Origin of the sequence: Dyella japonica DSM 16301 (genome assembly GCF_001010355.1) — a bacterium.
GTDB classification, from domain to species: Bacteria; Pseudomonadota; Gammaproteobacteria; order Xanthomonadales; family Rhodanobacteraceae; genus Dyella; species Dyella japonica.
The window spans coordinates 147005-162797 of record NZ_JPLA01000024.1; the positions used below are offsets into that span (position 1 = coordinate 147005).

A 15793-nucleotide genomic window follows, 5' to 3' on the forward strand; every position below is an offset into this window, starting at 1 on the left:
CGCCCTTACGTGTCACGGTGCCACGCTATCGTTTTTCGAAATCTCCAGGGCCGCCGTCATGAGCAAGCGATTTGATGCAGTAGTGATTGGAGCAGGGCAGGCCGGCCCGTCATTGGCGCAACGCCTGGGCGCTGCCGGTCGCAAAGTGGCCCTGATCGAGCGCAAGCTGATGGGGGGCACCTGCGTCAACACCGGCTGCATTCCTACCAAGGCGATGGTGGCCAGCGCGGAAGTCGCTCATATGGGGCGTCGCGCCGCGGACTATGGCGTGGGCACTGGCGACATCACGGTGGACATGGCCCAGGTTTGGAAGCGCACGCAGGGCATCTCGGGACGCTCGCGCGAAAACGTCGAGAACTGGGTGGCAGGCATGGCCAACGTCAGCCTGTTCCGCGGGCATGCGCGATTCGAATCACCCCGGACACTGCGGGTCGGCGATGAGCTGATCGAGGCCGATCAGTTCTTCATCAACGTGGGTGGCCGCGCGGTCGAACCGGATTTTCCCGGCGTGGGCACGGTGCCGTATCTCACCAACGTCGGCATCCTCCAACTGCAAGAGCTGCCCAAGCACCTGGTGATCGTGGGCGGCAGCTATATCGGGCTGGAATTCGGTCAGATGTTCCGCCGCTTCGGCGCCGAGGTCAGCATCGTGGAGCGCAGCCAGCGCCTGTTGCCGCGCGAAGATCCCGATGTCTCCGCCGCCGTGGTCGACATCCTGGAGCGCGAAGGCATCACGCTGCATCTGGGCGCCGAGTGCATCGAGCTGGAGGGTTCGGCTGGCGAGATTTGCGTGATCGCCGAATGCGCCGAGCCGCGCATGAAAGTGCACGGCACGCACCTGCTGCTGGCCGTGGGCCGGCGTCCGAATACGGACGACCTGGGCCTGGATCGTGCGGGCGTGAAGATGGACAAGAACGGCTACATCGTGGTCGACGACCAATGCCGCACCAATGTCGAGGGCATCTGGGCCATGGGCGATTGCAACGGTCGCGGCGCCTTCACCCACACCTCCTACAACGACTACGAGATCGTCGCCGCCAACGTGCTGGACAACGAACCACGCCGCATCTCCGACCGCATCACCGCCTATGCGCTGTATATCGATCCGCCGCTGGGAAGAATCGGCCTGACCGAGACGGAAGCCCTGCAGAAGGGCCACGACGTGCAGGTCGGCGTGCGGCCGATGACCCGCGTGGGTCGCGCCATCGAGCGGGGTGAGACGCTGGGCTTCATGAAGGTCATCGTCGATGGACAAAGCGAACGCCTGCTGGGCGCCGCGATCCTGGGCGCCAGTGGCGACGAGGCGATCCATTGCCTGCTCGACGTGATGTACGCCGACGCGCCGTACCGTACGGTGACCCACGCGGTGCACATCCACCCCACCATCAGCGAGCTGTTGCCGACCACCTTGCAGGACCTGCATCCGGTGACGGCGCCGGTGGCTGCTGCCTCTTAGGCGCCGCGTCCCCATTTTGCTCGTCATCCCTGCGAAAGCAGGGATCCAGCGCCTGTAGGGTCACTCGAAGCAAAGACACTGGATCCCTGCTTGACCAGCCTTCGGCTGTTGAAAAGCTCCTCGCAGGGATGACGGGTCGTTGGAGTGCTTGACCAGCCTGCAGCTGTTGAAAACCTCCTCGGAGGGGTGTCGGTAGCGCAGGTGTTACACCTTAGTAGCACCTCACACCGTCATCACTTGGCGCATACTGATCCCCGGGTGGCGCATACGGGGAATCAGCGACGTCATGGCATCACAGGACGCTTCCGAATACGTGTGGCCGCCGGCCGTGGCGGGATTCGACATGCCGGCACCCTGCGTCGATGGCGAGGGCAGGGCCGAGCCGCTCATGCTTGCCTTTCTCGATGCAAGGCCCGATCACTACTGGATCGAAGCCTTTGCCGCCGAAGTCGACGAGTTCAAGGCGCTGCACCAGCTGCACGATGTGCGCATCGATGCGCGCCAGTTGGTCGTGACAGGACCCGCCGCGCAGCTGCGCAGCGTCACCAGCGACCTGCGCGACTTCGTGCATCGCGTCTCGCGCCTGAGCCTGCAACGGCGCATGCGCGAACGCCTGGCTCCTGGCTCCAGCCTCGGTGAGGGAGAAAATGCGACGACCAATCGCGATGTCGCCCTGATCGCGCGCATGCCTGGCGTGGCCGCCATCCTCGAAGCCGTATCGCGCGAAACCGGCATGCGCTTCGTCACCGTGGCCAAGGTGTCGGACACGCGATGGACCGCATGCGCGGTCTACGACGCGATCCAGTTCGGCCTGCGGGCAGGGCAGGACCTGGTGCTCGAAACCACCATCTGCAACGACATCCGCCAGCATGGCCAAACAGTCACGTTCAACCATGCGAGCACGCACCCGGTCTTTTCCAGCCATCCCACGCCGGCGCTCTACGGCTTCGAGAGTTATATCGCCGTGCCGATCTATCGTGCCTACGGAGAATTCTTCGGCACCTTGTGCGCGGTCGATCCGCAACCGCGGCAACTGGATACCGCCACGATCCAGACGGTGGAGAGCTTCGCGCGTGCAGTTGGCGTGGAGATCGAAAGGCAGCTCTGCCTCGTCGATAGCTAGGCCGGCATTGCTGTCTTCGATGACGCCAATCTGTCCACGCAAAGCCGCGATGACGATGACCACCTGCGACATCGAACATCGCATCAGGTGCCATCAGAACCCTCTCAATTTTCGCGGTTAAGCAGGCTCGGATTCTCCTGGCGAAGCAGCTCTGACTTCGCCCTGCGCCCGATTGAGTTCAAGCCGCAAAGCAGATTTCTGCATACCTGACGGCATTTGCACGCGGCGCAACACCACGCGTTGTGGCTGCCTTGGTGACGCTCGCCATGGGCGTAATGACTACTCCCAATTTGTAAGGTCTCAGTTAATTTGAGAGCGCTCTGATTCCGCTAGGCGTGCGAGCTCAGGAAGATGTAAGGCGCCAGCAAGTAGCGAATCTTTGCAGGCTGTGCGCCTTACCCATTGGTGGGTAATCGGATCAACGAGGCGAGTACACAAGTTTCCAGCTGATCCCCCGGAAGGCAATTACATTCTCAAGGACTAAATAAAATGAAGAAGACTCTTTTCTCCGCCGTTCTGGCAGCCACCTTTGGTTTCGTCGCCCTGTCCGCCAACGCGTCCGACGGCCAGATCACCTTTACCGGTGAAATCACCGACGGCACCTGCACCGTGACCGGCGGTGCCGGCACCGACGGCGCCACCAAGGACATCACCGTCAAGATGGATAAGATCCAGGCCACCGCGCTGGCCGCCGACGGCGCCAAGGCCGGCGACCATCCGTTCACGCTGACGGTTGCGGGCGGTTCGTCGGGCACCTGCGCCGACGGCACCAAGGTGAGCCTGCATTTCGACGGCACGGCCAGCACCACGCTCGGCGCCTCGCTGGTCAATTCGGCCACCGGCCGCCTCAAGAATCTGTCCGGCGCCGGCCAGGCAACGAATGTGGAAGTTGCCGTGCTCAACGTTGACGGTTCGCCGGTCAACATGTGGACCAGCTCGGGTTCGCCGGTCGCTACCGTTGCGGGTGGCAAGGCCACGCTCAACTACGTGTCCCAGTACGTCGCCACCGGTGGCGCTGCGACCGTGGGTCTGGTCAAGACCGCCGTGATGTACTCGGTGCAGTACAACTAATCCTCTGCGATTGGTGCATCAAAAGGCGAGGGCGTTTAGACGCCCTCGCCACACACAACACTTCTTTGAACCATGCTTGTGCTGGAAAACGCCATGAATAAGTTCGCCCGCATTACCTGCGCGCTCGCCCTTGTTATCGGTGGGGTGGGTAGTGCCTACGCAGGTATCCAGATAAACGCAACGCGTGTGATCTACCCGGCAGAACAGCGCGAAGTCACCCTCAGCATGGTCAACAACGGCACCACGCCGTTGCTTCTGCAGTCATGGGTCGACGACGGCGACATGAAGGAAAGTCCGGAAACCACCAAGGCTCCTTTCCTGCTCACGCCGCCCATGGCACGCGTGGATGCCGGCAAGGGTCAGACGCTGCGCATCATGTTTACCGGTGCGAATCTTCCGCAGGATCGCGAGAGCGTGTTCTGGCTCAACGTGCTGGAAATCCCCGCCAAACCGAAGATCAGCGAAGGCGAGGAGTCCGGCAACTATCTGCAGTTCGCCATACGTTCGCGCATGAAGATCTTCTATCGCCCCAAAGGTTTGCCAGGCAATGCGTTCGATGCGGCCGATCAGGTCACCTGGCGCGTTGTGGCCAAAGGCAATGGCTATGAGGCGCAGTGCACTAACCCCACGGCGTTCAACGTGAATATCGGTTCGGTGATCGCCAAAGGCTCATCCGTGCCGCAGACCATCGAATCCAAGGGCGGCATGTGTCCTGCCAAAGGCACCGCGACGCTTCCGCTCAACGGCAACCTGGATGCTTCCGGCGGCAAGCTCACCGTCGATGTCATCAATGATTTCGGCGGCTTCGACAAACACGACGTCGCCTTTACGCGCTGATTCGCTGATGCGCAGTGGGCCTCAGGAAGAGCGCACGTCTTAGCGATCATCGGCTAGTCCATCTCTTCTTGTCTTGAAGCGCCTACGACAGGTGCTCGGGATGGTTCGCCCTAAATTTGGCTGGAAATCATGGTTCGGTGAGCAAGGATCGTCACCGTCAACCGCCTGACAACGTTTAGCTTAGGCATTGCTTCACTATGGATAACGAACGCCCGAACAATTTGGATGGCTTGCAGCGCAAGCAGCTCGCCATGCTGGTCGCCGTCTCGCTGGGCCTGCTGCCCAGCCTGGGCTGGAGCGCGGCCAGTCCTGCCGCGGCGAGCCCTGCCGTTGACCCTGCGGCTGGTGGCGCGGTTGAGTTCAATAGCGCATTCACCAGTGGCTCGAAGAACGTGGACGTCTCGCGTTTCGAGAGGGGAAACCCCGTATTGGCGGGCGTCTATCGCGTTGACATCTACGTCAACGACATCCGCATGGCGGTGCAGGACGTCACATTTGTTGCGGTCGATGGCAGTGACATCGCCCGCCCGTGCTTCTCGTACGAGATGCTGGTCAGCATGGGCGTGGATGTTGCCAAGCTCGATCCGGCGGTGGTCCATCCCGGCAATGCCTGCATCGGCATCGAGGCGGTCAGCCCTGACGCCCACGCAACGATGGATACGGGCACCTTGCACCTGGACGTGTCGATACCCCAGGCCTCGTTGAACCGTCGCGCGCGCGGCTATGTCAGCCCGGATCTATGGGATCAGGGCGAAACCGCGTTCGTTGCCAGCTACAACTTCAACGCGTACTCCAGCAAGCAGGACTATCCCAATGGTCGCGGCCTGGGCGCGGGTACCGCGTTGGGGGCCGACGGCAACCAGATCACCGTGCAGAACGGCGATCATTATGCGCTGGCCTCCGACGGCACCTATCGCGCCAATGCCGACGGCAATTACATGTTGTCCACCGGCGGCGCGTACGTACCCGTCATCAAGGACAGCTTTGCGGCCCGTAGCGGCAGCAACAGCAGCAACATCAATGCCTATCTGGGCGTCAATCTCGGATTGAACGTCGGCGGATGGCGCCTGCGCAGCCAGGAAAACATCACCTGGGACCAGAACACCGGTCGCACGCACTACAACAACGTCAACACCACGGCCTCGCACGACATCGACCTGTGGAAGGCGCAGCTCACCATCGGTGACAGCTACACCCAGGGCGTCATTTTGACTCGACGTCGTTCCGCGGCCTTACCATGTACAGTGACGACCGCATGCTGCCCGATTCGCAGCAGGGTTACGCGCCGACGGTGCGCGGCGTTGCGAATACGCAGGCCCGTGTGGAAGTGCGCCAGAACGGCAACCTGCTGTACGAAACCACGGTCGCGCCGGGTCCGTTCGTCATCAATGACCTCTACGCCACCGGTTACGGCGGCGACATCAGCGTGATCGTCCACGAAGCGGACGGCAGCATTCATTCGTTCGTCGTGCCGTACGCGTCGGTCCCGATGCTGTTGCGTCCGGGCATGGATCGCTGGGTGATCACCAATGGCCAGGTCCGCAACGACTCGCTGTTGAATGGCAAGCCGTACTTCGTCGAAGGCACCTACCAGCGCGGCATCAACAACTGGCTGACGGTCTACGGCGGCGTGCAGTCGACCTATCGTGCCCTTTACAAGAGCTACCTGGTGGGTGCGGCAGTCAATACACCCGCTGGTGCGTTCGGTGTCGATATCACCAATTCGCACACCAATTTCACGGGCGCCGAATCGCTGTCCGGCTACAGCGCGCGCCTGTCTTACGCGAAGAACGTGCCTACCTACGGCACCACCTTCGCGGTGGCCGCCTATCGCTATTCGAACGCGGATTATCTCTCACTGCAGGATGCGGTGCAGGGCCAGGACACGCTGACCACCCTGCGCAGCCACGACGTGAACGTGGGTGTGCCCTACCGTTCCAAACAGCGCCTCCAGGTTACGCTCAACCAGGACTTTGGCGACAAGAAGGGCCAGCTGTATTTCAACGGCTCGCGCAATACCTACTGGAACAATGCGTCCACCGCGACCACCTACCAGGTGGGCTACACCAATGCCTGGCGCAGCATCAACTACAGCGTGACGGGCAGCCGAACCTATTCGTCCAGCCCCATCTACGCGGGCAGCCGCTACGACAACCAGTTCGGCGTCAACGTCACCATCCCGTTGGGCGCGCCCTCGCGCAACCGCCCCAGCCTCACGCTGTCGTCCACGCACAGCGACTACGCCGGCAATTCGGATCGTGCCATCGTCACCGGCAGCTTTGGCGATCGCAGCCAGTACAACTACAACGCCAGCGCGAGCTACGACGATCAGAACGGCGCGCAGACGACGGGCAGCGCAAGTCTGGGCTGGCAGGCGCCGTACGCCAACCTCAACGCCAACTACTCCTACGCCAGTCGCTACCAGCAGGGTGGCGTCAGCGCTTCGGGTGGTGTGGTCGTGCATCCGGGCGGTGTGACGTTGGCACCGTCGCTGAGTCTCGATAGCCCGATTGCGATCGTCGAAGCACCTGACGCCAAGGGCGCACTGATCAGCAGTAACGGCCAGTCCAGGATCGACCGTCGCGGCTATGCGGTAGCCACGGGTCTCATGCCTTACCGCATGAACGACGTGACGCTTGACCCGCTGGGCACGTCGATGGACGTGGAGCTGCAGACCACGCGTCAGCAGACCGCGCCGCGTGCCGGTGCCGTGATCCCACTGAAGTTCAAGACGGTGTCCGGTCGCGCCGTGATGATTCGTGCGACGCAGGGCAATGGCGAAGTGTTGCCGTTTGGTGCGGACGTGCTCAACGAGAAGGGCGACACCGTGGGCATGGTCGGCCAGGGCGGCCAGTTGTTTGTGCGCGGCGCGGAAGACGGCGGCACCTTGCTGGTGCGCTGGGGCGATGACGAGGCCAAGCAGTGCAAGGTCAGCTATCAGTTGCCGGCGCGCGAGAAGGGCGAAAGTGCGGCCGTGCAAGCCATCGATGCGGTATGCCGCTGATTAGCGGATGACTCAACTCACGCCTCACGACTGTGAGGCATCGAGGACATGGAAATGACTACGTTGAATGATACAAACACGAAGCCTTGCCGAAACATTTTCATGCAGCTGCTTGCGTTCATGCTTTTGTTGCTCGGCAGCCATAGCGCGATGGCGGCGGCGTGTTCCGGCGGCGGCGGGACCTACGCGATCAACCTGCCCGCGACGATCGTCGTTCCGCGCGACCTCGCAGTGGGTCAGCCAATCACACCCTGGATCCTTGGATCAGGCATTGCAAGCTATTCGTGCCCTTACCCCAATGTCTATACTTACTATGCTCGCGGCACGGCCGGGCAAAAACCGAGTATCGCGCCGGCAGGGACAACCTATAGCGACAATACCTATCCTTCCTACACCGGATACTACAATCTTTACAGTACTGGCGTGGCGGGTATCGGTATGGCGGTCATGTATATCTCCAAAAGCGATAATGGCGGATATGGCTGCAGCAGTACCCGCTATTACGATCTTAGCCAACAAACACCCAACACCACTACCGGCTGGACAGGTGCGCCCTGTTACACCAGGGTGTATCAAGGCCAACCGGTTACAGGCAGCTTTAGCGGTCAAGCCGCCGTGCGGCTAGTACGCATTGCCGGGCCAATGGCGAGCGGTGGCAGGACTTACGCTGGTTCGTTGACTCAGGTATGTGCTGTGGCAGGCGGACCGTATAGCACCGGATCAGGCGTGGTCCCTCTGGACTCTGCTCCATGCGCCAGCTTCAATATTACGTCGGCGACCATTCAAGCAGCCGCCTGCACGACCCCCGATGTGCTGGTGGATCTGGGCTCTCACAATGTGAACGATACCGACTTGGCCAATATCGGCTCCACGACGACGCCCGTTGCCGTCAATATCAAACTCAATAATTGTCCGGCTGGCATGAATGCTATCCAGTATCGTATCGAGCCGAAGACGACGGTGGTCAACCAGGCGTTGTCCGTGGTGTCGCTCGATGGCAATGCCTCGGCGTCTGGGGTAGGCGTGCAGCTACTCAATAGCGCAGGCACCGCGCCATTCGCGCTGAGCACGACCACGTTCCAGACATTTAGCGGCTACAACCCCAGCACCGGTGGCAACTACGTCATTCCCTTGAAGGCACGCTACTACCGAACTGGTGTTCTCAAGCCTGGCACGGCGACCTCATCGATGGTGTTCACCATGCAGTATTTGTAAGCCGTCACTAATTTGAAAAGGTGTCAGGGTCAATTCCTGGCGTCTTTTCCAACGGGAGGATCGCTGATGCGATCCTCTTTTTTTACTGGCAATGCGGCTGGAGATGATGATCTACACCATTTTTCGACACGCAGCTCACGACGACAATTGGCTTTAACACGTTTCGTCCGCACATGCGATTCATCCTACCGCAAGGAATTGAAAGGCAAACTCGGGCTGGTAATGAATCCGGCCTTGTGCCTTGTACGGAGATCGACCCATGCGCCATTCTTCCTTGCTCCTGGCCGCTTCCCTAGCGCTTGTCCTGAGCTCGCACGCCTTTGCTTCCGATCGACCCGACCCCGGCAAATTGACCACGCATTGCCTGGATGCCGCCGCGAAGAAATTCGATGTGAAGAACGACTACATCCAGCTGCAGCCGATCCAACCTGCTGACGCTGGCTACACCATCGCCGGCGTCGCTGATGCGGGCATGGATGGCAAGAAGAGTTTCACCTGCCAGTTCGACAAGAAGGGCAAGCTGGCCAATCTCGTGCCCGAAGGCAAATAAGCCGACGAAGAGTGGCCGCGCGCAGGGCGCGGCCACCGATCAAGCGACAGCTCATTGACGTCACGCGGCGTAGCATGCGTCGGCGTGCCAGGAATGCCCGGCACCTCGTGTTTCCTCTGGGAGATGACATATGCCTGCGCCTGCCAAACTGAGCTTCGCCAGCGATATCCTGCCCATGTTCACGGGCATGGATGTCGCCCATATGATCAAGAGCATGGATCTGGGTGATCGCGACAGCGTCTTCCAGCATGCCGACGCAATCTATAAGTCGGTGGTCAGTGGTCACATGCCGCCGGCATCGTGCGGCGAGCCTCGCTGGACCGAGGACATGTGCGCGAAGTTCAAGCAATGGCAGGAGCAGGGTGGCGAGCCGTAATTCGCCGTAGCGGTCGACCGGGCAACGCTGCGATGTCTCGTTGCCATCGATGTCTCGCCCTTCCGATAAGGACGCTGCCATGTCTGTCCCTAGCGATAGCCATCTCGACCCGTGGCCCGCACTTTCCTATCCGGACTTTGCCGGCACGCAGTATTTGCTGCATATGGGCCTGCAGGCCGTCGGCAAGTTGAAGCTCAAGGCGCCGTTTCAGCCGCAATGGTCCGCCATCGTGATCGCGATGAGTGCGCGGGGATTGACCACTGGGCCGATCGACCATGTGGGAGGTGCGTATGAGATCAACATCGACCTGATCTCTCACGAGCTGATCGGCGTCACCAGCTGGGGCAGGGTGGAGCGCTTCAAGCTGGCGTCCATGTCGGTGGCGGAGTTTGTGCAACGTCTCTTCGATCTACTGCAAAAGTTGGGCGTGGACGTATCGATCAACCTGATGCCGCAGGAAGTGGCCAACCCCATTGCTTTCGACCAGGATAAGGAGCGCCGCCCCTACGAACCTGCCTTGGCCCATGATTGGTGGCGCATCATGCTGAGCACGCAGCGCGTGATGCAGGTGTTCAGAGGTGCTTTCGAAGGCAAGACGCAGCCCATCGGCCTGATGTGGGGGACGCTGGACATCCGCGATGTGATGTACAACGGCAAGCCCGTTGCACCTCCGCCGAAGTCCGACTACATCCGGCGCAATGCGATGAACGCCGAGCTGATCGAGATGGGCTGGTGGGCTGGCAGCGCCGCCTATCCCAAGCCGGCGTTCTATTCGTTTACCTACCCGCAACCTGCGGGCATCGAAGACGCACACATCAGCCCTGCAAGCGCCCGTTGGGATTCGGCAATGGGCGAGTTCATTCTGGATTACGACGATCTGCGCCAGTCGAAAGACCCGGATGGCGATCTGCTGTCGTTCTTTCGTACTGCCTACAACGCCGGTGCTGAGCGTGCGGGTTGGGATAGCAAGCTGATGGGGAGTGGAAAACCTGTTTAGCCATCGCGGGACACTAGCCACTAAGCTCGGGCCGCAACGGCATGCAGCAGTTAAGTCCACTTTGGTTGTTGCATTGACAGGCTTCGGACGCTAGCCGGCACTAGTGCATTCCGATTGATCATGATCACACGCCTACCTATGTAGTTCTGCGTGGTTTGCACTCCGTAGTGCATGCGTTGCCTTCTGCAAGGCCCGGGAGTCGGCATCAATCGCAGGCACGCGCATGCATGACATGCTCGCTTCGCGACCGATTCACGCGATGTCGCCGACAATCGCCGGCGCAGGCCGGGGTAGAAGACTCCCCCTGCATTCTCTGGACACTGCAATCACTGCAGACGCGGTTCGACCTTTATCGCCCGTACAAGGGAGTGGTCGTCATGAGCATCCCGTTCAGCCATTATTTCCGCATCCTCGTTGCAGGCGATCGCAGCGACGAGGTCAGCAGCATCATCGAGCAGGATCTGCATTTCCGGACGGCGACTGTTGCGCCGCAGGACTTGGCGGAAGCCATTCGATCCGGCGCCGATCTGGGCGCCATCGTGGTGTCGCGTGAATTGGCGCCAACCGCGATTGAAACGCGCGATGCGCGCGGTTTGCGCATGCCCATCTTCATGATGAGCGAGCGCCACGATGAAACCTTCCACGATCCGTTCCTGAAGTCGCTGGACGGCGTTGTGATTGCCGATCTTGAAAGCCGCGACTTCTACGAGAAGCGCCTGGTCGCCTCCGTTGAGCAATATGTGTCGAGCCTGCTCACGCCATTCTTCGGCACGCTGATGCAGTACGACTTCGATGCCAACCGCACCTGGGCCTGCCCTGGCCACCAGGGTGGACAGATGTTCATGCGCCATCCGGCGGGCCGGCTGTTCTACGAGCACATGGGCGAAAACGTATTCCGCGATGACATCTGCAATGCGATGGTGTCGCTGGGCGACCTGTTGATCCACGAAGGTCCCGCGTTGGCCGCGCAGCAGGCCGCGGCGCGCGTGTTCCTGGCCGACCGGACGTACTTTGTGCTCAACGGCACCTCGGCTTCGAACAAAGTGGTCAATACCGCGCTGTTGACCAGTCGCGACATCGTCCTGTTCGACCGCAACAATCACAAGTCCAATCACCACGGCGCGCTGATCTTCGCCGGGGCGATTCCCGTCTACCTGCAGGCCGATCGCAACGGATTCGGCATGGTGGGTCCCATCGACTGGGATGCGTTCGACGAGCAGTCGATACGCGACAAGATCAAGCATCATCCGCGTCTCAAGGACACCGATGCCTGGAAGCGCGAGCGGCCGATACGCGTGGCCATCATCGAGCAATGCACGTATGACGGCACCGTGTACAACGCGAAGAAAGTGCTGGAGAAGATCGGCCATCTATGCGAATACATCCACTTCGACGAGGCATGGGCGGGCTTTGGCGCGTTCCACCCGCTGATGAAAGATCACTTCGGCATGAGCCTGTCGCTGACCGACAAGGACCCCGGCATCATCGCCACCCAGTCGACGCACAAGCAGTTGGCGGGCTTTTCGCAGGCCTCGCAGATCCATGTGCGCGACGCGCATATCCGCGAACAGGCATTTCGGGTGAACCACAAGCGCTTCAACGAGATGTTCATGCTGCAGGCGTCGACGTCACCGTTCTACCCGCTGTTTTCCAGCCTGGACGTCAACGCGCAGATGCACGCCGACAAGGCAGGGCGTGTGCTGTGGGATGACATGGTGCGGCTGGGCATCGAGGCCAGGAAGGCGATACGCCAGCGCTTCGCCGGCTTCCTCAATCCGTTCGTGCCGGACACGGTGAAGTACCAGGGTGAACGCATCAAGTGGGAAGACGTGCCCACCGATGTACTGGCCGTGGAACAGGAGTACTGGCAGCTCGACCCGCAGGAGACATGGCACGGCTATCGTCATCTGGGCGCCGATGCCGCGATGGTCGACCCGACCAAGCTGATGCTCACGACACCGGGCATCGATCCAAGGACGGGCGCATATGCCAGCAGCGGCATTCCCGCCACGGTCATTGCCAACTACCTGCGGGAAAACCACGTCATCCCGGAGAAGAACGATCTCAACAGCATCCTCTTCCTCATGACGCCGGCCGTGGGCGAGGGCAAGATGGCGATGTTGCTCGCGGCGCTGGAGCGCTTCCGCGACCACTACGACGAAGACCACCCGCTCGATCAGGTGCTGCCCGGCCTCTATCGCAAGTACCAGCAGCGCTACCGCGGCTACACCGTGCGTCAGGTCGCCCAGGAAATGCATGAGTTCTACGCATCAAAGAACGTCAAGGAATTGCAGCGCCTGAGCTTCCGCTACGAATCGTTCCCGGAACAGGCCATGTCGGCACGCGAGGCGAACGAAGCCCTCGTCAGCGGCCGCGTGGACTTCGTGCCGATGGACCAGGTCAAGGGCCGCATCGCAGCCACGCTCGCCCTGATTTATCCGCCGGGCATTGGCATCGTGATACCAGGCGAGCGCTACGACGATCGCGCCCAGCCCATGATCGACTACTTCCTGGCCTTCGAAGAAAGCTGCAACCGGTTCCCCGGTTTTTCCTATGAAGTGCAGGGTGTCTACCAGGTGCCTGAAGGCGACAGGGTGCGGTTCTATACGTACGTGGTGAGGGAGGGCTGAAGCAGAGGACGAAGTCGAAGGCCCTGATTGGCAATGCAATGCCAGGGAGGATTCCCAAGGCGCGTCGCCGGTTCAGCGTTGAGGCAGGTGTCTCTACTATGGCTGTAACCCTAAGGGGCCCGCTGGCGAATGGACCAAGGAGTCCGCCCTGAATTGCAGGGCGGTCCTTCGCATCGAGGAACCTGTTTTGACACTCATCTCTTCCTTCTTCCGCAAATATTCCATTTCGCCGCTGCCCATCCCCGCGCAGTGGTATGCGCTGCCGCTGCGGCTTATCGTTGGGTTTGGCTTCGTCGAGCACGGCTATGCCAAGCTGGCTCGCGGGCCGGAGGGTTTTATCGCGATACTGCATGCGATGGGCATGCCTTTCGCGGAGGTGTTGGGCTGGGCGACCATCGTGGTCGAGATCGTTGGCGGCCTGCTGGTTCTGTGCGGGGCGTTCGTGCCGCTTGCCGCCGTGCCCATGATTGCCGTGCTATTGGTGGCCATCGTCACGGTTCATCTGCCCAATGGCTTCAGTTCGATCAAGCTGATGTCCTACGATGCCGCTGGTGCACACTTTGGTCAGCCGGGATATGAGACCGACCTGCTTTATCTGGCGGCATTGATGGCACTGTGCATCGGCGGCGCCGGTCCGTTCTCGGTCGATGGTTTTCTACGCAGGCGGCAAGCTTACTGATTGCCTAGTCGAAGGACGCGTTGGCGCGCGAGGATCGTTGCATGACCGTTCCCACGAGGGGCCCTGAGCGGCTGGTGATCTTTTCCGATGGCGTGTTCGCCATCATCATCACCATCCTGGTGCTTGAGCTGCGTCCGCCTCACGAGGCATCGTTCGCGGCCTTGGGCAAGCTTTGGCCTGCGGGTGTCGCGTATGCGGTGAGCTATCTGTTTCTCGCGATCGTGTGGGTCAACCACCACCACGTGTGCCGCTACCTCGCCGAGGCCTCGCGCTCGTTGATATGGGCGAATTTTGCGCACCTGTTCAGCGTGTCCTTTGTGCCCTTTACCACGGCGTGGATCGCCGACACCGGCCTGGCACCGGTTCCTGTGCTGTTCTATGCCGTGGTCTTCGCCCTCATCAATGTCACCTACGTGATGCTGTGCATGGAGGCGATCGATCGACAAGGGGCGCACAAGGTCACGACCGCGGATCGGCGGGTGATGAGGATACGAGCGCTGGCCACCTTGGCCACCTTTGTGGCGGCCGCCGTCATCGCGCTTTGGCATCCCATCGCGGCGATGGTGCTCATTTGCCTCTGCCTGATCGTCTACTTGCGACCGGGCGCCTCCAGTCGGGCGTAGTGAGATAGAAGATCGGCGAGTAGGAGCGCACCCTGTGCGCGAACGCGGTGCCGAGAGGCACCGCAATCATCACTGCTCATCTCATCGTGTCGGCGGGTCGCGCACAGGGTGCGCTCCTACACGGGGCGGCGGGTCGCGCACAGGGTGCGCTCCTACACGGGTCGGTGGGTCGCGAACTCAGGGCATCAAGGCCTCTGATATGCGGATCGCAGGCGCACCCAGCGTGCCCTGAAGCGATCGATCAGCCAGCCGCTGCGTGTGCGGATTTGCAGCAGTTGTCGGCGCAATGCAGGCGGCGGCGCCAGGGGATAACCGAGCTTGCCGGCATCGTCGGCGAGAATCGCACTCAGTCGCTCGCGATCGCGCGCGGAGAGCGCGTGGGACGCGACATCCGCCGGGCGGCGATCCAGTTTTCCGGCCGCCTTGTTGCTGTCGAACGAGCTGTTGCTCGGCGTGGGTATGCCGTTGGCGGTTGGCTCGGTCATGACGGGCAGTGGCTGGATGCCGAGGAAGGAGGCCAATTGGCGGACCCCGCCTGCCGTGTCTTCGAGCAGGTCTTCATAGCGCACCAGCAGGTACGAGTCCGACGCCGGCTGATCGGAGCGACGGGCCGCCTCCCGGTACGACAAGCGCATCTGGCGCAGGATGCGTGCCTCTTCGCGCGATGGGAGGCCGGCATTGCGCAGGGCCTGGCAGCTCGACGCATAGACCGCGAAGGGATGGCGAACGACGTGGAGCATTTTCGCTTCAGGGAATTCGGCCATCAGGCGCGCCAGATGGCGCTCGTTGGTTGGCGTTTTCTCGACCCATCGGTGCAAAAGCGACTCGGCACCAAACCCGGTCGTGGCATGCGCATAGGCAAGCGCGATCGCGACCAGCGGCCAGGACGTGGTGCGAGGCGCGAGCCGCGACCTGACCAGGGGCCACCAGGCGAGCAGCGCACGACCGAATTCAACATAGGGTGAGTCTTCGGTCGACGAGCGGCCAAGCAGCCAGTAGGGCTGCTGGTTGATGGGGTTCGCCAGCCTGCGCAACCACTCGCAGCCAAGAAATGGCAGCCATCGATCCGGCTCCAGCCGTTTCAGGTGCCACGCGAAATTCGTCAGCATGGTGCCTTCGGCGGGCAGCACCGAGAGGGCGGGGTGATGGTCGAGTAGATCGCGTACCAGCGTCGTACCGCTACGGTGGGCGCCGAAAACGAACACGGGCCGACGCGCGATGTCGAACGCCCG

At 61.4% G+C, this 15793-nt stretch carries 13 protein-coding genes and 1 pseudogene; 13 read left to right on the forward strand and 1 reads right to left on the reverse strand.

The window, feature by feature from the left end:
• The first annotated feature begins 58 nt into the window (after positions 1 to 58).
• From Y882_RS09860 to Y882_RS09915, 13 genes and pseudogenes are all read left to right on the forward strand, one after another.
• Positions 59 to 1456 carry an FAD-containing oxidoreductase gene (locus tag Y882_RS09860; protein WP_046971727.1) on the forward strand — a complete coding sequence of 466 codons (1398 nt, stop codon included), beginning with the start codon at positions 59 to 61 and terminating at the stop codon, positions 1454 to 1456.
• A 286-nt stretch (positions 1457 to 1742) separates the two neighbouring features.
• On the forward strand, positions 1743 to 2579 hold the full coding sequence (locus Y882_RS18875; RefSeq protein ID WP_052949869.1) for a GAF domain-containing protein: 837 nt from the start codon (positions 1743 to 1745) through the stop codon (positions 2577 to 2579).
• Positions 2580 to 3068: 489 nt separating this feature from the next.
• Entirely contained in the window at positions 3069 to 3650 is a 582-nt protein-coding gene (locus tag Y882_RS09870) for a fimbrial protein (RefSeq protein ID WP_046971728.1), read from the forward strand.
• A gap of 93 nt (positions 3651 to 3743) precedes the next feature.
• Positions 3744 to 4487: a fimbrial biogenesis chaperone gene (locus Y882_RS09875; RefSeq protein ID WP_046971754.1), complete on the forward strand. Its 744-nt coding sequence runs from the start codon at positions 3744 to 3746 to the stop codon at positions 4485 to 4487.
• Between the two features lie 251 nt (positions 4488 to 4738).
• Positions 4739 to 7155: pseudogene (locus tag Y882_RS19310) on the forward strand (fimbria/pilus outer membrane usher protein); the annotation flags it as partial.
• Between the two features lie 84 nt (positions 7156 to 7239).
• Positions 7240 to 7491 (forward strand): FimD/PapC C-terminal domain-containing protein, encoded by a 252-nt coding sequence (locus Y882_RS20790; RefSeq protein ID WP_244466314.1) that lies wholly within the window; start codon positions 7240 to 7242, stop codon positions 7489 to 7491.
• A 54-nt stretch (positions 7492 to 7545) separates the two neighbouring features.
• Positions 7546 to 8706: a fimbrial protein gene (locus Y882_RS20795; RefSeq protein ID WP_244466311.1), complete on the forward strand. Its 1161-nt coding sequence runs from the start codon at positions 7546 to 7548 to the stop codon at positions 8704 to 8706.
• A 259-nt stretch (positions 8707 to 8965) separates the two neighbouring features.
• Positions 8966 to 9256, forward strand: a complete 291-nt coding sequence (locus tag Y882_RS09890; RefSeq protein WP_046971729.1) for a hypothetical protein — start codon at positions 8966 to 8968, stop codon at positions 9254 to 9256.
• Between the two features lie 130 nt (positions 9257 to 9386).
• Positions 9387 to 9632 carry a hypothetical protein gene (locus Y882_RS09895; RefSeq protein WP_046971730.1) on the forward strand — a complete coding sequence of 82 codons (246 nt, stop codon included), beginning with the start codon at positions 9387 to 9389 and terminating at the stop codon, positions 9630 to 9632.
• A 49-nt stretch (positions 9633 to 9681) separates the two neighbouring features.
• Positions 9682 to 10629 (forward strand): DUF5996 family protein, encoded by a 948-nt coding sequence (locus Y882_RS09900; RefSeq protein WP_156171387.1) that lies wholly within the window; start codon positions 9682 to 9684, stop codon positions 10627 to 10629.
• Positions 10630 to 11006: 377 nt separating this feature from the next.
• A complete protein-coding gene (gene speC, locus Y882_RS09905) occupies positions 11007 to 13259 on the forward strand; it encodes an ornithine decarboxylase (RefSeq protein ID WP_046971732.1) in 2253 nt (750 codons plus the stop codon).
• A gap of 187 nt (positions 13260 to 13446) precedes the next feature.
• Positions 13447 to 13938, forward strand: a complete 492-nt coding sequence (locus Y882_RS09910) for a DoxX family protein (RefSeq protein ID WP_244466312.1) — start codon at positions 13447 to 13449, stop codon at positions 13936 to 13938.
• A gap of 20 nt (positions 13939 to 13958) precedes the next feature.
• Complete coding sequence (locus tag Y882_RS09915; protein ID WP_211259158.1) at positions 13959 to 14561, forward strand: TMEM175 family protein; 603 nt, start codon at positions 13959 to 13961, stop codon at positions 14559 to 14561.
• A 185-nt stretch (positions 14562 to 14746) separates the two neighbouring features.
• Here the strand turns inward: Y882_RS09915 and Y882_RS09920 are convergent.
• Positions 14747 to 15793: sulfotransferase family protein (locus Y882_RS09920; RefSeq protein ID WP_156171388.1), on the reverse strand; the 1047-nt coding region annotated here is incomplete at its 5' end.